We start from the raw sequence: 18,974 nt of genomic DNA on the forward strand, positions 1-18,974 counted from the left end.
CATCCATGAACAAGCCTAAAAAAGTGCCCTTGCGCAAATGCGTCGGGTGTTCAGAATCGAAACCGAAAAAAGAGCTCACACGAATCGTAAAAAATAAAGAACAAGAGGTTTTTATAGATGAAACGGGAAAAGCAAACGGCAGAGGTGCTTATGTTTGTAAAGATATAAAGTGTTTAAATAAGGCGATTAAATCGAAGGCCATCCACAAGGCATTGGGCAAAGATTTGTCCGAAGAGGCCATTGAATCGCTGCGCAAATCACTTTCAGATCTATAAACCCCTTATATTAAGGAGGTGTTCTCATGTCGAACAAACGAGTTTATACGGTAGCCAAGGAATACGGCATGGCCAGCAAGGACTTAATGGAAATTCTGGCCCGGGCGAACATTACCGTGAAAAGTCACATGAGTACTTTAACTGAAGAGCAGCAAAAGGATCTTTTGAATTATATCCGAAAGGCGCAAAGCGCCCAGAGTACGGGCGAAAACGAACCGGAAAAGAAAGATACCGAAACCAAGGCGAAGAAAAAGAAAAAACAGGAAGCGGCACCTGTGAAAAAACCTGCGCCTGAGACCAAGGAGTCGAAGCCGAAAAAAGAAGAGAAGATGCCGAAGAAATCCGAAGAAAAAAAGGCGAAAAAACCTCGCAAACAAGCGGAACCGGCTACGGCCAAAGAAACGCCTGCGCCTTTACGCAAAGAGCCTGAAAAGAGCGTAGAGGACGTGAATGTTCACGAAGAAAAGCAATTTTCAGACGGCACGGGCGGCAAGCATTCGGATAAAAAGAAGAGCAAGAAGAAAAAACAAAAAGAAGCGAAAAAAGCGCGCAAAAAGGAAGAAGGCGGCCAACGGGTTCAAGATTTTGAAAAACCGAAGGCGCCGAAGAAAAAATCCAGAAGCCAAAAGCGCAAAGAGCGCATGGCGAAGGAAGATGTAAAGGGGGACGGGGCTATTAAGATCAAGGCACCCTTAACGGTGAAGGAATTTGCCGACACGGTCGGCATCAGCTTGGCACAAGTTATAACAAAATTAATCGGATTAGGTGTTATGGCGACACAAAATGAATCCATCGATCGGGATGTCATTGAAATTTTAGCCGACGAACTTTCCATCGAAATCGAGTTTATTTCCGAATCGGATTCGAATATCGAAGAGATCTACAATTTAGATCAGGAAGATCCCGAAGACAGTTTAGTGGAAAGACCGCCGGTCGTTACGGTTATGGGCCACGTCGACCACGGCAAAACCTCGATTTTGGACGTCATTAAAAAGAGCCACGTCACCGCATCGGAAGCCGGCGGCATTACCCAACACATCGGCGCCTACCAAGTTTCGACCAACGGCAAGTTGATTACGTTTTTGGATACGCCCGGTCACGAAGCCTTCACAGCCATGCGCTCCAGAGGGGCGTCCATTACGGATATCGCCATCCTCGTCGTTGCAGCCGATGACGGCGTCATGCCGCAAACGAGAGAGGCGATTCACCACGCCAAGGCGGCCGGCGTTCCCATTATCGTCGCCATTAATAAAATCGACAGAGAAGGCGCAAATCCCGATCGCGTACGCCAGGAATTAACCGAAGAAGGCCTGGTCTGCGAAGATTGGGGCGGCGACACCATTATGGTCGAAGTCTCTGCGAAGACGAAGGAAGGGATTCCCGAGCTTCTCGACATGGTGCTTCTCGTAGCGGAAGTATTGGAACTGAAGGCCAATCCCGATCGCCTGGCTATCGGCACCATTGTGGAAGCCCGCCTCGACAAGGGCAAGGGCCCCATGGCCACCATCCTCGTTCAAAAGGGCACTTTAACCAGCGACAGCTTTATCGTCAGCGGCACCTGCTACGGTCACATTCGCGCCATGACCGACGATAAGAAGAAGCGTCTGAAAACGGCAGGACCGGCCACACCGGTTGTTGTCCTGGGGCTCGACGGCGTTCCCAACGCAGGGGATACGGTCTATGCCGTTCAAGATGAAAAAACCGCAAGAGAAATTGCCGCGAGAAACATCGCCCACGAACGGGAAGAAAAGTTGGCCTCCAAGAACAAGGTCTCCCTGAACAATCTCTTCGACAAGATTAAAGAAGGCGAACTCAAGGATTTGAACCTGGTCGTCAAGGCCGACGTCAAGGGGACCGTGGAAGCACTGACTCAATCCCTCTTGAAACTAAACGACAACGAAGATGTGGATGAAGTGCAAGTAAACATCATTCACTCCGGCACCGGTGGAATCAATGAAAGCGACATTAACCTGGCCTCTGCATCCAATGCCTTGGTCATCGGTTTTAACGTGCGCCCGAACATTAACGCCATCGAGTTGGCTAAACAAGAAGAAGTGGACGTGCGCACTTACCGCGTCATTTACGACATCTTAAACGACGTGAAAAATGCCATTAGCGGCATGTTGACGCCGGAAATCACCGAAGAAGTTCTGGGCCGCTGTGAGGTTCGCGAAACCTTTAAGCTTCCCTCCAATGACATCGTCGCCGGTATTTACGTCCTTAAAGGGAAAATTGCACGAAAAGCATTCGTCAAAGTTTTGCGCGACGACGTGATTATTCACGAAGGCCCCATCTCTTCGTTGAAGCGCTTCCAAGACGACGCCAAGGAAATCGCTCAAGGTTACGAAGGCGGCCTCATGGTGGAAAACTTCAACGACATTCAAGTCAACGACTTGCTGGAATGCTATATCGAAAAAGAAATTAAGAAGGAAATTTAACATGAAGGATAAACGAGTTCACCGTATTTCAGAAGAAGTGAAGAGGGAACTCTCCGACATCATTCAAAACAAATTGAAAGATCCTCGGATCCCTCCCTTAACCAGCGTCTCCTTCGTCTCCGTCACGCGGGATCTTTCCTACGCCACCGTAGGGATTTCCATTTTCGGTGACGACGAGGCGAAAAAAGATGCTATGGAAGGCCTTGAGAGCGCCAAAGGCTTTATGAAGAAAGAGCTGGGCAGCCGCTTGAAATTAAGAGCCATGCCGGAGCTGATTCTTGAGCTGGACGAAAGCATCGAAAAGGGTATGGCCCTGGAAGAAACCATCAATAAGGTGATGGAATCGGAGCACCGCGGTGAGTGAGATCAAGGCATTCGCCGAGCAATTAAAGAAAAAAATTGAGGACGCGGAGGTCGTGGGGATTATTTCCCACAAGAGTCCGGACGGCGACAATCTCGGCAGCTTGGAAGCCATGTGGGGCTGTTTAAAAGGCATGGGTAAAAAGGTGATCTACGTTTCAAATGACGACGTACCGGCAGACTTTGCCTTCCTGCCCTCCACAAAAGAGCGCGTCGACATCGACTCAATCGACGAGCCCCTGCCTCTTTTAATCGCCTTGGATTCGTCGGACGCCCATCGTTTCGGCCATGAAGGCGAGGCGCTCTTCGAAAAGGCCGGCTATACGGTGAACATCGATCACCACATGAGCAACGACGCTTACGCCGATTTAAACTGCGTCTTGCCGAAGGCCACCTCCACGGGCGAAGTGCTCTTTCAGGTGTTTGAAGCCATGGACATTGAGCTCACGTCTGCCATGGCCACCGGGCTTTACACGGCGATTTCCACGGACACGGGAAGCTTTCAATACGACAGCGTCACGGGAGACACGCACCGCATGATCGCCGCCCTCTACGACGCCGGCTGTGACCACAATGTCGTGGTTCGATCCGTGTATCAGTCCATGTCGAAAGAAAAGCTCGCTCTACACGCCCGCGTCCTGTCCGATCTGAAGTTTATGGCAGGCGGAAAAGTATCCCTCGCCATATGCCGCTTGGAGGACATGGAACGCACCGGCGCGCCGAAGGACGCCACCGAAGGCATTGTCGAAAAGGCGCGGAACATCGACGGCGTTGAAATGGCGATTTTCCTGAAAGAAAAGGCCGAGGAAGTGAAGCTGTCCTTCCGCTCAAAAAGCTATTTGGACTGCACGGAATTTGCTTCTGTTTTCGGCGGCGGCGGCCACATCCGCGCAGCCGGCGCGTCCCAAAGGGACAACCTCGAAAATGTCCTGGCCAAGGTGGAAGCCTTGGTGCGGGAAAAGATAGAAGACGGGGATCGATGAACGGTATTTTATTAGTGGATAAGCCCGCAGGATGGACTTCCCACGACGTGGTACAGAAAATGCGCCGTCTGTACGAAACGAAGCAAGTGGGACACACGGGCACACTGGATCCCATGGCCACGGGCCTTCTGCCGATTTGCATCGGCAAGGCCACAAAGGTGGCGGAGTATATTTCCGACGACAGAAAAGCCTATGTGGCCCGGGCGGTGAAGGGCATTCGTACGGACACGGGAGACACGACGGGCGTGGTCTATGCCCGAAGCGATGCGCCGATTCCCGAAAATCTCGACGACGTGCTCCGGACATTTACGGGGGAGCAGCTTCAATTGCCGCCCATGCATTCGGCACTGAAGTACAAGGGCAAAAAGCTCTACGACTACGCCCGCATGGGCATCTGCGTCCCTCGAAAAAAGCGGCCCATTACCGTGATGGAGCTGGCCTACTTGGAACGCGGCGACACGGAGATCAGCCTTTTGGCGGAAGTGTCTTCCGGCACCTATATCCGTACGCTTTTAGACGATATCGGCGTGGCGGCGGGCTGCTATTTCACAATGTCGGATCTTCGGCGCGTGTCTGTGGGAAACACCACCGTCGACGGTTCCTACACCATCGAGGCATTGGAAGCCATGGCCCTCGATGCGCGAAAAAGCCTATTGCTTCCCATGGACCGGCTTCTCGACCATCTTCCACCGATTCATTTGCCAGCAAGGCGATTAAAGCCCATGACCAACGGCATGTCCACGCGAATTTCCTTTGCCGTGGAAAAGGCCCCCATCTATCGGATCTACGCCGGGGATGCCTTTGTGGGCCTGGGCATCGTGAAGGAAGAAGATGGCACGACGAATGTTTGCATGAAAAAAGTATTAGTTTGAGGTGTTTATGGAGGTTATACAAGTCGACTTAGACTCGGAAATTTCTCAAGAAGCGACCATCGCTTTAGGGAATTTCGACGGTTTACACAGCGGTCACAAAGCTTTGATCGAAGAAGTGGTGGATATGGCGAAGAAATTAAATTGCCGATCTTCCGTTCTTATGTTTAAGACCCACACGAAAAACACGACCGACGGCATTTCTCAGGAACTTTTAACCTCGCGTTCTCAAAAACACGACATTCTTCGTGAAATGGGCATCGATATAATTTACGAAATCGAATTTACCAAGCGGATTATGCGCATGAGTCCGGAAGCTTTCGTTACTGATTTTTTAGTCGGCCACTTAAAGGCCAAAGGCGTCGTCGTCGGCTACGATTACCGCTTCGGTTTTAAGGCCTCGGGAGATGTGAACACGCTGGATGCGCTTTGCAAATCGAACGGCATCGCCCTTTCCGTAAAAAATGCTGTCACGTATGATGATGAAGCCATTTCCAGCACGCGGATCCGCTCTGCGGTAAAAGAAGGCAATGTGCAGCTTGCCCGAGCCCTTTTAACGCGGCCCTTTACCATTCGAGGCAAGGTGGTGCCCGGCAAGCAACTGGGCCGTACCATCGGCATTCCCACGGCAAATATTCTATATAACGCCAATTACGTCGTCCCGAAATACGGCGTCTACCTTACCGGCGTCACCGTAGACGGGAAACACTACTACGGCGCCACAAACATCGGTACCAACCCAACTTTTGATGAACAGGGGATCAAGGTGGAAACCTATCTCTACGATTACGAAGGGGACAGCCTTTACGGAAAAATCATCGACGTGGCTCTCTTGGATTTCATTCGCCCCGAAGAAGCCTTCGACGGTGTGGAAGCATTGAAGGCGCGCATGGACAAGGATTTGTCCGATATTCGCGAACGAATTGCCCGAGAAGAATTTACAAAATAGCCGATTAATGGTAAAATACTTGAGTATTGTTAGTTTGGCTCAGTTTGTCGATCCTCGACGCTTACTTGGTCAAACCGAATTTTAATTAGGAGGACATTATGTTATCAAAAGAAAAGAAACAAGAAATCATCAAAGCGTATCAAAGAGAAGAAGGGGACACCGGTTCTCCGGAAGTTCAAGTAGCTATTTTAACCTACACCATTAATACGCTGAACGAACACTTAAAGGAACATAAAAAAGACCACCACTCTCGTAGAGGTCTTTTGAAAATGGTCGGTAAGAGACGGAACCTGCTCCGCTATTTAAAGAACAAGGATGTAGAACGTTACAGATCCCTTATCGAACGTTTGGAAATCAGAGGTTAAGACAGGATTTTAAAGAGCGGGCGACCGCTCTTTCTTTATAGAGAAAAGAGAGTGACATGTATAAAACATATACGACGATGTTAAATAACGAGCCTCTGTATGTAGAGATCGGTAAAGTCGCCAAACAAGCCAACGGCGCCTGTTGGGTGAGACAAGGGGAAAGCGTCGTTCTCGTAACGGCCACGGCATCGACCAAAGCCCGCGAAGGCGCGGACTTTCTTCCCTTAAGCTGTGACTACGAAGAAAAGTATTATTCCTCCGGTAAAATTCCCGGCGGCTTTAACAAGCGGGAAGGGCGCCCCGGCACCAATGCCATTTTAACCAGTCGCCTCATCGACCGCCCCATTCGCCCTCTGTTTCCCTCGGACTACCATCACAGCATTCAAGTGACGGCCACGGTACTCAGCTACGATCCCGACTATCCCACGGATATTTTAGCCATGATCGGCTCCTCCGTCGCCCTGTCCGTTTCGGACATTCCCTTCCAAGGGCCCACGGGTTCCGTGCGCGTCGGCCACATCGACGGGGAAATGGTCTTGAACCCCTCCGTTGAGGATCAAAAGCGCTCCCGCTTAAATCTCGCCGTTTCCGGCACCGCCGATGCCATTATGATGGTGGAAGCGGAAGTGGATTTACTGGAAGAAAGCGACGTTCTGGACGCCATCTTCTATGCCCACGAAGAAATCAAAAAGCTGGTCGCCTTTATCGACGGCATCGTCGATGAGGTAGGCAAAGAAAACATGGAATACGAACGCCTCGTCATCGACGAAGACTACAAGAAGGCCATTTACGGCGCGGTCTACGACAAGGTGGAAGAAGCCCTTTGGATCGCCGACAAAACGGAACAGGGCCACGAACTGACCAAGATCAAAGACGCCCTTATCGCCGATTTGGAAGAAAAAGAGGATTACAGAGACGTTCAGGTCAATACGATTTTCGAAAACTTGACCCAAGAAATCTTCAGAAAACAAATTCTCGTAGACAGAAAGCGGAGCGACGGCAGAAGCTTCACAGAAATTCGCCCCCTCTCCTCAGAAGTCAGCCTTTTGCCTCGCGTCCACGGCAGCGCCCTCTTTACCCGCGGTCAAACCCAGGCCCTGACATCCGTCACCCTGGCGGCCTTAACGGAAGGCCAAATCATCGACGGTTTGGATCCCGAATACACGAAGCGCTACGTCCATCACTACAACTTCCCGTCTTACTCCGTCGGCGAAACGCGCCCGCCGAGAAGCCCGGGTCGTCGCGAAATCGGCCACGGCAATTTGGCTGAGCGCGCCTTAATTCCCGTACTTCCCTCGGAAGACGAGTTCCCCTACTACATTCGCGTGGTCAACGAAATTTTGGAATCCAACGGCTCCTCGTCCCAAGCGAGTATCTGCGGATCCACTTTGGCCTTAATGGACGCCGGGGTACCCATTCACGCGCCGGTGGCAGGCATCGCCATGGGTCTTATCGACAACGGCGACGATCCCGTCATCTTAACGGACATCCAAGGCTTGGAAGACCACTACGGGGACATGGACTTTAAAGTGGCGGGCACCTCCGAAGGCATTACCGCCCTTCAAATGGACATTAAAATCGACGGCGTATCCAGAGAAATCTTGGCCCGCGCACTGAAACAGGCCAACGACGCCCGCATGGAACTTCTGGCCCACATGAAAGGCACCATTGAGGAGCCGAGAGAAGAGCTCTCTCCTTACGCACCGAAGATTACGGGACTTCAAATCGATCCCGATAAGATCGGTGAAGTCATCGGCAGCGGCGGAAAAGTCATCCACAAGATTACGGAACAAACCGGCGCACAAATCGAAATCGAAGACGACGGACGCGTATTCATCATCGCCAACGACGAGGGCGCCCTCGTGGCAAAGAAAATTATTGAGGACATCGTACACGAATTGGAAGTGGGCGAAATTTTCGAAGGCACGGTTACCAAAGTCGTGGACTTCGGCGCCTTTGTTGAAATTCTTTGGGGCCGCGAAGGTCTGCTCCACATTTCAAACATCGACCACAAGCGCATCGCGAACGTGGACGACGTATTGAAAGAAGGAGATAAGGTAAAAGTCAAGGTCATGAATCTGGAACGGGGTAAGATCGGCCTTTCCAGAAAAGCACTTTTGCCGAAACCGGAACGGAAACAAGGCTCCGGAGAAAAAAAGAACGAAAACAAAGAAAATAAATAATACAGAAAAACCGCTTCGGCGGTTTTTTTCATAAAGGAGATTCTATGAAGGTAAAAGTAGTAAACAAATCCCACCATCCCCTCCCTTCCTACAAAACCGACGGCGCCTGCGGCATGGATTTGCGCGCCAATTTAGACGCCCCGAAGACTTTAGAGCCTCTGGAGCGCGCCATGATCCCCACGGGCCTCTACTTCGAGATCCCCAAGGGCATCGAGGGCCAGGTGCGGGCGAGAAGCGGCCTTTCTCTGAAAAAAGGCATTACCTTAATTAACGGCATCGGAACCATCGACAGCGACTATCGCGGCGAACTTGGCATTCTCGTGGTCAATTTGTCTAATGAACCTGTGACCATCGAAGACGGAGACCGCATCGCACAGATGGTATTTATGGCCTATGAAGTGGCGGATTGGGTTCAGGTCGACAGCTTAGATGCGCTCTCTAAAACCGAGCGCGGCGAAGGAGGATTCGGCCACACGGGTCTGCGTTAAAATTAGGTAGAGAGGCGGGAATTATGTTATAATAAATCCGAACATATATTTGAGAAATGAGGATTTCCTTGCCGACAAAAAGAAAAACCACGAAAAAAAAGACCGCCGCTCAGAGCCAACAAAGGGCCTACATGATCGGAGGCCTCATCATCATTTTGGCCATACTATCCATGTTGAGCCTGTACAGCGAGCAAATGGGCGTCTTTGGGGACCTGACCTCTTCCGCCATCGGAATTTTATTCGGAAAGGTTGGTCCGGTTTTTTGCGCCCTTCTTTTCGTCGTCGGTTTATTTTTCATTACCGATTGGGACGTAAAGACCAAGATGAAGGTCTTGGGCTTGAGCCTTACGGTCTTTCTTATGGCCATTTTATTTACCTACGACCCCACCCGCCCGAGCATAAGCTGGGATGCGCGCATGAATCTCACCGGGCCCTATGTGGATCCGGGCTTTCTCGGTGAAAATTTTGCACGCCTCTTCGTCGGCCTTTTAGGCCCCGTGGGCAGCCGTACGGTCTTGGCCTTAATTGCTTTCTTCATGCTTTATCACCTGCCGTCGAAAGAGCGGCGGGATATGACGAAAGAAAAAATAGCTGCCTCTTTCCGCGAAAAGAAAGCGGAACGTGAAAAGCTGAAAAGCGAAAAAGAAAAGGCAGCGCCTCGAGAAGAGAAGAAGCCTTCGGCGAAAAAGGCAAAGGCGAAGAAGCAGATCACTTCCGGTGCCGACGCATTTAAGGAATTCGTTCCCGAAAAAAAACGGGAAGAGCCTGTTGAAATACGCGACTATCGCCCTTCCGCCGAGGAACAACCGAAGCGCGCGGAAGCCTTAAACGAATCGGAAAAAGAGTCCTTTGCAAAAGATATGCAGACGGAAATCGAGGAATCCGTCTATCATTTCCCGCCGATTAAACTATTAAAAAAACCCAGTGCAGGCCCCGCTGCAGGAGACGGCGACATCCGGAAAAATGCCGAAATTATTCAAGAGGTCATGGATAATTTCAACGTGGATTGTCGGGTACGCGCCATTAACCGCGGGCCCACCATCACCTCCTACGAATTAGAGCCCTCTCCCGGAGTGAAGATTTCAAAAATCGTCTCCCTTCACGACAATCTGAGCCTCTCCTTGGCGAGCCCCGGAATACGAATCGAAGCGCCGATTCCGGGGAAGAGCGCCATCGGCATCGAGGTGCCCAACAAAGTGAAAGACAGCGTCCATTTAAGAGAAATCATCGAAAGCGACGCATTCGAAAGCCTGGATTCATCGGTGCCCCTCACATTGGGTAAAGATATTAGCGGAAACGCCATCGTTTCGGCCATCGACAAAATGCCCCACCTTTTAATCGCCGGTGCGACGGGTTCGGGAAAATCCGTGTGCATTAACGGTATTTTAATGGGTATTTTATACAAATCCGCGCCGGAAGACGTGCGCCTGATTCTGATTGACCCGAAAGTCGTGGAGCTGGGCATTTACAACGGCATTCCTCACCTTTTGATCCCCGTCGTAACGGATCCGAAGAAGGCGGCCTTCGCCCTTGCCTGGGCCGTGGACGAAATGGAAAAACGCTACAAGGCCTTTGCGGAAACCGGCGTACGCGACGTGTCGGGCTACAACGAAAAAATGAAGGCGGCAGGGGAAAAAACCATGCCGAAAATCGTCATCGTCGTCGACGAATTAAGCGATTTAATGATGGTGGCGGCAAAAGAAGTGGAAGACTACATTACCCGCCTGGCGCAAATGGCGAGAGCCGCCGGTATCCATTTGATCCTCGCCACTCAGCGCCCGTCGGTGGATGTCATTACCGGGACCATCAAGGCGAATATTCCATCGCGAATCGCCTTTTCTGTGTCCTCTTCCATCGACTCACGCACGATTTTAGATATGTCCGGGGCGGAAAAGCTTCTCGGAAAAGGGGACATGCTCTTTTATCCCTCGAGTTTTCCGAAGCCGAAGCGGCTGCAAGGGGCATTCGTCTCGGATCAGGAAGTGGAAAATGTGCTCGCGTTCGTGAAAAAGCACACGGATGACGCGGAGTACGACGAAGAAGCCTTGAACACCATGGAAAAGAAGGTGCAAAAGTCCTTTACCGATGAAGATCCTCTCTTGTACGACGCCGTAGACATTATCCTGACTCAGGAGCAGGCCTCCATCTCTTTCATTCAACGGAAGTTGAAGATAGGCTACGCACGGGCGGCGCGAATCGTGGATCAGATCGAAGAAATGGGAATCGTCGGCCCCAACGAAGGCACGAAGCCGCGAAAATTACTCATGACAAAAGAACAAATCGAAGATATGAAAGAAAATCAGGAGAATATATGAAACAAGTGTCCATCGTCACCTTAGGCTGTTCCAAAAACGACATCGACTCCGGACAAATGCGCGGCGTCTTAGACGAGTCCCGCTTTGCCTTTACGGATCAAGTGACGGAGGCCGAGGTGATCGTCGTCAACACCTGCGGCTTTATCGATGCCGCAAAGGAAGAATCCATCGACACAATCTTGGATTTAGCCAAACTAAAGGAATCGGGCAAACTGGAAACCCTGCTCCTCGCCGGCTGCCTGGCCCAGCGCTATCCCGATGAACTTTTGGAAGCCATCCCCGAAGCCGACGGCATCATCGGTCCGGGGCATATTCGCTCCATCAATGAGGCCATTCTAAAGGCGGAAAACCACGAAAAGCCCATTTATGCCGCCTCCCTTGAAAACGACTATATCGAAGACGCTCGCAGGGAAGAGGTGTGCGTTACCGAATACGTGAAAATTTCGGAAGGTTGCAACAATCGCTGCGCCTACTGCATCATTCCTTATCTAAAGGGAAACAACCGCAGCCGCTCCATGGAGCATATATTGGATGAAGTCCGCCACCTCGTTGATAAGGGCACCCGCGAGGTCATTCTTATCGGCCAAAACACCACGGACTACGGCATCGACCTCTACGGCAGATACGCTTTGGTTGATTTGTTAAAGGAATTAAGAAGCATCGAGGACCTACGTTGGGTGCGAATCCTTTACGCCTATCCCGATCATTTCGACGATGATCTGATTGAAGAAATGCGGGACAATCCGAAAATTCTTCCCTACATCGACATTCCCATTCAACATGTGGCGGATCCCGTCTTAAAGCGAATGAATCGAAAAACCGATCGCCGCGCCATCGAATCCTTAATTACGCGCCTTCGCCGCGCTATGCCCGACATCGCCATACGCTCTACCTTCTTGTTGGGCTTTCCCGGCGAGACGGAGGAAGATTTTCAAGAGGTCTTGGATTTCTTAAACGACTATCCCTTGGAGCGCGCCGGCGCCTTTGCCTATTCCCGCGAAGAGGGCACGCCGGCTGCCGCCATGACGGATCAAGTCCCTGATGATATCAAAGAAGCCCGCGTCGAGGCCTTTATGGCGGCCCAAATGGATCAGTCGGAACAACTCATGGAAAAACAAATCGGCCGCGTTTTGGAAGTCTTGGTTACGGAAATCACCGAAGACGGAGCCATCGGCAGGAGCTATTTAGACGCGCCGGATATCGATGGCATGGTACTCATTTACTCGGATGAAAATTTGGTCGTCGGCGACTTTATAAAAGTTGAAATTACCGAGTCCACGGCATATGATTTAGGTGGTGATTATATTGAACATTGCAAATAAGCTGACGATTATGCGCCTCTTTTTGGTGCCGGTTTTTGTCATTCTGTTTTTATTAAATACACCGGCCACGCGCCTGGTGGCGTCACTCGTCTTTTGCGTGGCGGCCTTTACGGATTTTCTCGACGGCCACTTGGCCCGAAAATACAATCTCGTAACCACCTTCGGAAAATTTCTCGATCCCTTGGCCGATAAAGTGCTCACGATCTCGGCCTTTATCATGCTGGTGGAAGAAGGCATGATTCCCGCGTGGGGCGTCATAATTATCGTCGCCAGGGAATTGGCCATTACGGGCTTTCGCATCTTGGCCGCATCGGACAATGTAACCATTGCCGCGAGCCCCTTCGGAAAGATCAAAACCATTACGCAATTGGCATCTTTAATCGCCCTGTTATTCTCACCGCCTATTCCCGAAAACATCGGCGTCGTATTGTTTTACATCGCCGTCCTGCTCACGGTTTTAAGCGGCGTCGATTACTTGATCAAGAATAAAGATGTCCTGGATTTGGAAAATATATAGGAGCGCCTATGAAAGCAGAAATCATAACCATCGGAACGGAAATACTGATCGGATCCATTTTAAACACCAATGGCCCCTACCTGTCCCAAAAGCTCACCGACGCCGGCTACGACGTGGAGTACCACGCCTCGGTAAGGGACAAGTATGAAGCCATACGCGACGCCATCGAGACGGCCCTTGAAAGATCCGATGTGATCTTTCTCTGCGGCGGATTGGGGCCGACGCAAGACGATATGACGAAACAAGCCTTGGCCCACGCGCTGGACTTGCCCTTGATTTTCGACGAAAAACAGTGGGACTATATTCGCAATGTCTCCATGAGTTTTTCCAAAAACATTACGGAAAACAACAAGCGCCAAGCGGAATTTCCCGAGGGCGCCGTGGTCATTCCCAATCCCAAGGGAACGGCGCCGGGATGCATGCTGAACTACGAAGGCAGGCAATTTTTTATGCTCCCCGGGCCGCCGCGGGAATTTGAGCCCATGGCGGACGATATTGCGGCCAATTATCTCAATCTGGTCCACGGAAAGAACTTCATTACAAGTTTGCGCCTGGTGAATATCGGCGAATCCAAGTGCGAGTCCATGTTCCGGGAGGCAAAGATCGAAACGGAAAACGTGGAAATCAACACCTTTGCCAAAACCGGCGAAGTGGAGATAAAAGTTATCGCCCACGCGGAAGACGAGGCCGAAGCCGAGATCATCGAAAAAGAATATGCGGAAGCCCTTCGCGCCCTTCGGGAACTCTTTTCCGAATTTATCTACGGCGACGGAGAAAGAGACGTCTTCGAAACTTTGGTTGATTGCCTGACGGAAGAGAAGTTTACCATCAGCTTTGCTGAATCGGTGACCGGAGGAAACATGGCCCATATGATCACCTCCGTGGCAGGCGCAAGCAATGTGCTTCATGAAAGTTACATCACTTACAGCGACGAGGTGAAGGAAAAATTGCTTGGAGTCAATCCCGACACCATTTCTAGAGATACCGTGGTTTCCGAAGCGGTGGCTTCTGAAATGAGCTTGGGCCTTTTTGAAAAAACGAAGAGCACCTACTGCGTCGCCACCACCGGCGAGGCCGGCCCGGAATCGGCGACGGGAAAAGATGTGGGCACGGTTATTTACTCCATTCGAAAAGACGGAAAAGAAGTTTTGCGGGAGAGCCGCATGTACAAAGGCGATCGCACCACGATTCAATATCGCAGTTCGAAATACATTTTGGCGAGGATTTTATTACACGAGTTAGGAGAGGCACATGGACGAGAGTAGAAAAAAAGCATTAGACGATGCCATCGCGAAAATTGAAAAAGAATACGGCAAGGGCGCCATTATGCGCCTCGGCGAAAACGCCAATTTAAACATCGAATCCATTCCCACAGGCTCCTTAAGTTTGGATATCGCCCTGGGAATCGGCGGCATTCCCCGAGGCCGCATCATCGAAATTTACGGCCCCGAATCATCCGGTAAGACCACGCTGGCCCTGCACATGATCGCCGAAGCGCAAAAGCTCGGCGGCACGGCGGCCTTTATCGACGCGGAACACGCCTTGGATCCCCAATACAGCAAGAATCTGGGCGTCGATACGGAAAATTTAATCATCTCTCAACCGGATACCGGGGAACAGGCCCTGGAAATCACGGAAAGCTTGGTCAGAAGCAATGCCGTGGATTTAATCGTCGTGGACTCTGTGGCGGCACTGGTGCCGAAAGCGGAAATCGAAGGCGAAATGGGGGACAGCCACATGGGTCTGCAGGCGCGCCTCATGAGTCAAGGCCTCAGAAAATTAACCGGCGCCATCAGCAAATCCAAGGCATCCGTTATTTTTATCAACCAATTGCGTGAAAAAATCGGCGTCATGTTCGGCAATCCGGAAACCACCACCGGCGGCCGCGCCTTGAAATTCTTCACTTCCGTGCGCATGGACATTCGCCGTATCGACAGCCTGAAAAAAGGCGATGAAATCATCGGCAATCGCGTCCGCGTGAAGGTCGTAAAAAACAAAGTAGCGCCCCCCTTTAAAAAGGCGGAATTCGATATTATGTACGGCACGGGCATTTCCAAAGTGGGCTCCGTCTTGGATGCCGCCGTGGAAGCGGGCATCGTGGAAAAATCCGGTTCCTGGTTCAGCTACGGCGACACCAAACTCGGTCAGGGCCGCGAAAATTCCAAGGCCTATTTACAGGAAAATGCCGATCTCTTAGACGAAATCGACGAAAAAGTCCGCATTCACTACAATCTTGGCGACAAACACAGCAACGAAAACGAGGCAGGCGAACCTTCCGAGGAGGAATAGTCGTTGAAATTCCTGTACTTCACAGATAGTCATATTCGAGGAACGAATCCGAAATCCAGAACGGATTCGTTTTTCCATACGGTCAAAATTAAATTACAGGAAATTCAATCCGTCGCGCGGGAAGAATCGGTGGATTATATTTTGCACGGCGGCGATCTTTTCGATCGCCCAGACGTTTCCATTTCCGTAATGAACGAGATCATTCCCATTTTAAAGGGCTTCTCCGCGCCCATATATGCCATCAGCGGGAATCACGACATCTACGGCCACAACCCCGTGACATTGCCCCGGACCATGATGGGGCTTTTGGATACCTTGGGTATCATTCACTTAATTAACCACCGGAGAATCCTTTTAAAAGACGAGGAGACCACGGTTCAGTTAAGCGGATCTCCCTATATGTACGGTCTGGACCGGGAGGAAAACCGGCATCTTTACATCGTCGACGAACGGGATCCCGATGCGGACTATGCCATTCACCTGGTTCACGGCTTTTTAATGGCCGGCGAAGTAAGGGCTATGTTTTCTCACACAACCATCGACGACATTAAAGATACAAAAGCCGATTTAACTTTGTGCGGCCACTTACACGACGGCTTTCCGCTAACGGAAGTGGACGGAAAATCCTTTCTCAATCCCGGCGCCATGGTTCGGATTTCCAATTCCATGAAAGAGCTGAAGCGTCGGCCTAAGATCGTCCTTATCGACGTAAAAAAGAACAAGGCTGCCATCGAGGTGCGGGATTTAAGATCCGCCTTGCCTGGACCCGAGGTCCTGGACCGAAGGGAAATCGAAATGCACAAATTTAAGAGGCAGGAATTGGCGGAATTTAAGGAATCCATCGACCGCTCGGGAAATTACGACCGCATCAACTTCTTTGATCTCCTGGCCGATATCTCCGCCAACGAGAAATTGGATCCCGCCATAAAAAAAGAGGCCATGAAGCGCATCGCCCAAGTCCAGGAGAGGAGGAGCACCCTTTGAATTCCATCGAAAAAATCATTCTCGTGAATTTTCAATCCCATACGTACTCCGAACTTTCCCTTTCTAAAGGCGTCAACGTCATCGTAGGCCCTTCAGACAGCGGCAAGACAGCCATTATGCGGGCCCTGCGCTGGAACATGTTTAACGATCCCTCCGGTGTGGAATTCGTGCGGGAAGGGGAATCGGAGGTGTCTGTCACCATCCGCTTTCAAAACAAGGTGGAAGTGGAGCGCAAACGCACTCGCTCGAAGAATCAATACATTTTGCGGCAACCGGGTGAAGAAGAGTTGATTTTCGAGGGCTTCGGAAAAAATGTGCCCGCTGAAATCGAAGAAGCCATCGGAATAAAAAAAGTTATGCTGGACGATAAAAAATCCCTGCCTCTGAACTTTTCCGATCAACTGGACGGACCCTTTCTCCTTCAGGAAACTGACGCCTACAAGGCCCAGGCCATCGGCCGCATGGTGGGCGTGGATTTGTTGGACGAAACCATGCGCGACACCCTTCGCGATAAAAAACAAATCTCCATCCGCCGAGAGATGCTCGAGGCCGATTTACAGGAAACGGAAGATTCCCTCAAGGCCTTTTCGGATCTGGACGAGGAAATCGCCGTTCGGGAAAAAGTGAGCGACATCCTTTTTGCCGTATCGGATCTTCGAGAAAAGGCGGAATTGGCAGAGGCATATCGGCAAGAACGCATCTCAATCAGAGAAAATCGACGTAAAGCGGAAGACACCTTAAAGCGCTACGCCGTACTGGATAGGCTGGGTGAAAATATTTCCTCCCTTCAAAACAAGGTAAGTCAATACGGCAGGGAGCGCCTTCTTATGGATCTGTTTAAACAAAATGCATTCAATCGCGAGGCCACCGCATCGGTGCTGGCAAATTACGAAAATGTGGAGACGCTTCGGGAGAAGGTTCGCGAAATGAGGGAAGTTAAAAATACCTACGACAAGATTCTCCCCCTGCATCTTTCCCTCGCAGCGGCTCAAAAGGCGAAAACGACAAATCAGAAAATTTTGGATGCTACTAAAGGCCTCGACGCCGTTCGGTCCATGGAAGTTCAAACGAAGTACGATAAACTCATCGATTACAAGAGTTTGCTGGCGGCTTTTCAGGAGCTACATGCGCGAATAAAAATGGGGGAAGCCTTTTTGGCTCGCTTCAGTCAATTGGACGGAATGGAGAAGCTAAACGGCCAAATGACGGAAGGCCTGGAAAAAGATCGATCCCTTCGCGCCCTTTTACAGGAACAAAAAAGGCTCAATCATGAAAAAGCAAAGCTTTCGGCCGATCTCGCCCGCTTCGTCGACAACGATCGACGGGCCATGGACGCGTACTTAAACGGCCTTTCCGAGGCCGGCACCTGCCCTTTGTGTAAGCAACCCATTGACGACGGGGCCCTGCACGCCATAAAGCATAGTTTGGAGGATTAGGATGAATTTAGAACAACGGATCAGCGAATTAAATCAGCGCTACGAGCAGGCAAAGGACACGCGCAAGCGCGCCGAGTGGCGCATGGAAGAGCTGGAGCGGGAAGAAAAGGAATTAAACGAAAAAATCCAAGCCCTGGGCTTCGATCCGGCGACCCTGGAAGATGAAATTAATCGCATGGAATCCGAAATCCTACGCCTGCTCGACGAAGCGGAAAAACTTCTCCCCGAGGATAACGCATGACCTACGAAGAAGCCTATAAGCGGTTTGAGGCCTTTTCAAAAGAGGTTAGCCGCAGGGAAGGCATCCGCGATTCCATTCTGGATCAGGTGGAAAAAAAGAGGCAGGGGATAAGAGAAGTGGAAGCGGAAGAGAAGAAGCTGAGCGGCGTGGTCTTTCTCTTGCAAAAGGCCGCCGACTTTTCCAGAAACCAGGCCACCCACCAAATCGAAGATATCGTCACCCAATCCATCGCCTACATTATGCAAAACAGCTCGCGCTTCATCGTAGACCTCTCCGAAAAGCGAGGGCTTCCCATCGCCGAGTTTTTCGTGGAATCCGATTACGGAGAATACAAAGTAAAGACGAAGCCGGAGATGAGCCGTGGCGGTGGCGTCGTAGACATCGTGAGCCTCGCTTTGCGCATCGCCTTTTTGGAAAACCACCGGCCGAAAATGGACGGGCCCCTCTTTCTCGACGAACCGGGAAAGCACATCAGCGACGATTACATTTTCAATATGGGGGAATTTGTAAAGGAATGTTCCCGTCTTTTTTCAAGGCAAATCATTATGGTCACCCACAACGATTATCTGACGAACATTTGCGACAAGGCCTTTCGCGTCGACATACGAAACGGCGTCAGTGAAGTCGTTGAAATCATCGCCGAGACCGACGAATCTTAACGTATGAATGGACCGCTATGCGGTCCTCAGACTGCAGACAAACTCCGAATAAATCTCGGGGTTTGTCTCTTTTTTATGTATTTTTTCCATAAATCAGCAAAAGAAGGGCCGCAGTCTCCCCTCTCCCGCTCTCTTCGATCCATCATCAGTGCCAGTTTTTTCATGTTCATGCACGCAAAGGTCAGCACCGCTTTTAGATCCATTTTCTTTCGTCCACGCTGGTTGGTGTAGCGAAGGCCATGGTATTCTTTGGCGCTGCCGAATTGCCGTTCGATGGTTTCTTTGCGTTGTTTGTATTCTG

Annotated in this window: 19 protein-coding genes; 18 read left to right on the forward strand and 1 reads right to left on the reverse strand. The window is 50.8% G+C overall.

Going from position 1 to position 18,974, the window contains the following annotated elements:
- Nucleotides 1–5: 5 nt before the first annotated feature.
- From rnpM to DG046_RS06805, 18 genes are all read left to right on the forward strand, one after another.
- Nucleotides 6–275, forward strand: coding sequence for an RNase P modulator RnpM (gene rnpM / locus DG046_RS06720; protein ID WP_108831740.1), 270 nt, complete (start codon nt 6–8; stop codon nt 273–275).
- A gap of 26 nt (nt 276–301) precedes the next feature.
- Nucleotides 302–2,713, forward strand: a complete 2,412-nt coding sequence (infB, locus tag DG046_RS06725) for a translation initiation factor IF-2 (protein WP_108831741.1) — start codon at nt 302–304, stop codon at nt 2,711–2,713.
- 1 nt (nt 2,714) lies between these two features.
- Complete coding sequence (rbfA, locus tag DG046_RS06730; protein WP_108831742.1) at nt 2,715–3,077, forward strand: 30S ribosome-binding factor RbfA; 363 nt, start codon at nt 2,715–2,717, stop codon at nt 3,075–3,077.
- Nucleotides 3,070–4,056, forward strand: coding sequence for a DHH family phosphoesterase (locus tag DG046_RS06735; protein WP_108831743.1), 987 nt, complete (start codon nt 3,070–3,072; stop codon nt 4,054–4,056). Before rbfA ends, DG046_RS06735 begins: the two co-directional genes overlap by 8 nt.
- Nucleotides 4,053–4,928, forward strand: coding sequence for a tRNA pseudouridine(55) synthase TruB (gene truB, locus DG046_RS06740; protein ID WP_108831744.1), 876 nt, complete (start codon nt 4,053–4,055; stop codon nt 4,926–4,928). Before DG046_RS06735 ends, truB begins: the two co-directional genes overlap by 4 nt.
- 7 nt (nt 4,929–4,935) lie before the next feature.
- The gene (locus DG046_RS06745; RefSeq protein ID WP_108831745.1) at nt 4,936–5,874 is read left to right on the forward strand and encodes a bifunctional riboflavin kinase/FAD synthetase; all 939 of its coding nucleotides are present in this window, start codon (nt 4,936–4,938) and stop codon (nt 5,872–5,874) included.
- 98 nt (nt 5,875–5,972) lie between these two features.
- Complete coding sequence (gene rpsO / locus DG046_RS06750) at nt 5,973–6,239, forward strand: 30S ribosomal protein S15 (RefSeq protein WP_108831746.1); 267 nt, start codon at nt 5,973–5,975, stop codon at nt 6,237–6,239.
- A 56-nt stretch (nt 6,240–6,295) separates the two neighbouring features.
- The gene (locus DG046_RS06755; RefSeq protein ID WP_108831747.1) at nt 6,296–8,422 is read left to right on the forward strand and encodes a polyribonucleotide nucleotidyltransferase; all 2,127 of its coding nucleotides are present in this window, start codon (nt 6,296–6,298) and stop codon (nt 8,420–8,422) included.
- A 44-nt stretch (nt 8,423–8,466) separates the two neighbouring features.
- On the forward strand, nt 8,467–8,910 hold the full coding sequence (gene dut / locus DG046_RS06760; protein ID WP_108831748.1) for a dUTP diphosphatase: 444 nt from the start codon (nt 8,467–8,469) through the stop codon (nt 8,908–8,910).
- A 68-nt stretch (nt 8,911–8,978) separates the two neighbouring features.
- On the forward strand, nt 8,979–11,225 hold the full coding sequence (locus tag DG046_RS06765; RefSeq protein ID WP_234411477.1) for a DNA translocase FtsK: 2,247 nt from the start codon (nt 8,979–8,981) through the stop codon (nt 11,223–11,225).
- A complete protein-coding gene (rimO, locus tag DG046_RS06770) occupies nt 11,222–12,547 on the forward strand; it encodes a 30S ribosomal protein S12 methylthiotransferase RimO (RefSeq protein ID WP_108831749.1) in 1,326 nt (441 codons plus the stop codon). Before DG046_RS06765 ends, rimO begins: the two co-directional genes overlap by 4 nt.
- Nucleotides 12,531–13,064 carry a CDP-diacylglycerol--glycerol-3-phosphate 3-phosphatidyltransferase gene (gene pgsA, locus DG046_RS06775; RefSeq protein ID WP_108831750.1) on the forward strand — a complete coding sequence of 178 codons (534 nt, stop codon included), beginning with the start codon at nt 12,531–12,533 and terminating at the stop codon, nt 13,062–13,064. Before rimO ends, pgsA begins: the two co-directional genes overlap by 17 nt.
- Nucleotides 13,065–13,072: 8 nt before the next feature.
- Entirely contained in the window at nt 13,073–14,329 is a 1,257-nt protein-coding gene (locus DG046_RS06780) for a competence/damage-inducible protein A (protein WP_108831751.1), read from the forward strand.
- A complete protein-coding gene (recA, locus tag DG046_RS06785; protein WP_108831752.1) occupies nt 14,316–15,353 on the forward strand; it encodes a recombinase RecA in 1,038 nt (345 codons plus the stop codon). Before DG046_RS06780 ends, recA begins: the two co-directional genes overlap by 14 nt.
- Before the next feature lie 3 nt (nt 15,354–15,356).
- On the forward strand, nt 15,357–16,337 hold the full coding sequence (locus DG046_RS06790) for a metallophosphoesterase family protein (protein ID WP_108831753.1): 981 nt from the start codon (nt 15,357–15,359) through the stop codon (nt 16,335–16,337).
- Nucleotides 16,334–17,773, forward strand: a complete 1,440-nt coding sequence (locus DG046_RS06795) for an AAA family ATPase (protein ID WP_159082087.1) — start codon at nt 16,334–16,336, stop codon at nt 17,771–17,773. Before DG046_RS06790 ends, DG046_RS06795 begins: the two co-directional genes overlap by 4 nt.
- Before the next feature lies 1 nt (nt 17,774).
- Nucleotides 17,775–18,014 carry a hypothetical protein gene (locus DG046_RS06800; RefSeq protein ID WP_108831755.1) on the forward strand — a complete coding sequence of 80 codons (240 nt, stop codon included), beginning with the start codon at nt 17,775–17,777 and terminating at the stop codon, nt 18,012–18,014.
- Nucleotides 18,011–18,673 (forward strand): P-loop NTPase family protein, encoded by a 663-nt coding sequence (locus tag DG046_RS06805; protein WP_108831756.1) that lies wholly within the window; start codon nt 18,011–18,013, stop codon nt 18,671–18,673. Before DG046_RS06800 ends, DG046_RS06805 begins: the two co-directional genes overlap by 4 nt.
- Before the next feature lie 26 nt (nt 18,674–18,699).
- Here the strand turns inward: DG046_RS06805 and DG046_RS09745 are convergent.
- Nucleotides 18,700–18,974: transposase (locus DG046_RS09745; RefSeq protein WP_199909594.1), on the reverse strand; the 275-nt coding region annotated here is incomplete at its 5' end.

Origin of the sequence: Aedoeadaptatus coli (assembly GCF_900343085.1) — a bacterium.
In the GTDB taxonomy this organism is placed as follows: domain Bacteria; phylum Bacillota; class Clostridia; order Tissierellales; family Peptoniphilaceae; genus Aedoeadaptatus; species Aedoeadaptatus coli.

Bases quoted from the DNA above. Each gene is read 5' to 3' on its own strand.
- DG046_RS06800 (WP_108831755.1), top strand. From the start codon at position 17,775: ATGAATTTAGAACAACGGATCAGCGAATTAAATCAGCGCTACGAGCAG.
- rbfA (WP_108831742.1), top strand. From the start codon at position 2,715: ATGAAGGATAAACGAGTTCACCGTATTTCAGAAGAAGTGAAGAGGGAA.
- rimO (WP_108831749.1), top strand. From the start codon at position 11,222: ATGAAACAAGTGTCCATCGTCACCTTAGGCTGTTCCAAAAACGACATC.
- DG046_RS06805 (WP_108831756.1), top strand. From the start codon at position 18,011: ATGACCTACGAAGAAGCCTATAAGCGGTTTGAGGCCTTTTCAAAAGAG.
- dut (WP_108831748.1), top strand. From the start codon at position 8,467: ATGAAGGTAAAAGTAGTAAACAAATCCCACCATCCCCTCCCTTCCTAC.
- rpsO (WP_108831746.1), top strand. From the start codon at position 5,973: ATGTTATCAAAAGAAAAGAAACAAGAAATCATCAAAGCGTATCAAAGA.
- infB (WP_108831741.1), top strand. From the start codon at position 302: ATGTCGAACAAACGAGTTTATACGGTAGCCAAGGAATACGGCATGGCC.
- truB (WP_108831744.1), top strand. From the start codon at position 4,053: ATGAACGGTATTTTATTAGTGGATAAGCCCGCAGGATGGACTTCCCAC.
- DG046_RS06755 (WP_108831747.1), top strand. From the start codon at position 6,296: ATGTATAAAACATATACGACGATGTTAAATAACGAGCCTCTGTATGTA.
- DG046_RS06745 (WP_108831745.1), top strand. From the start codon at position 4,936: ATGGAGGTTATACAAGTCGACTTAGACTCGGAAATTTCTCAAGAAGCG.
- DG046_RS06780 (WP_108831751.1), top strand. From the start codon at position 13,073: ATGAAAGCAGAAATCATAACCATCGGAACGGAAATACTGATCGGATCC.
- recA (WP_108831752.1), top strand. From the start codon at position 14,316: ATGGACGAGAGTAGAAAAAAAGCATTAGACGATGCCATCGCGAAAATT.
- rnpM (WP_108831740.1), top strand. From the start codon at position 6: ATGAACAAGCCTAAAAAAGTGCCCTTGCGCAAATGCGTCGGGTGTTCA.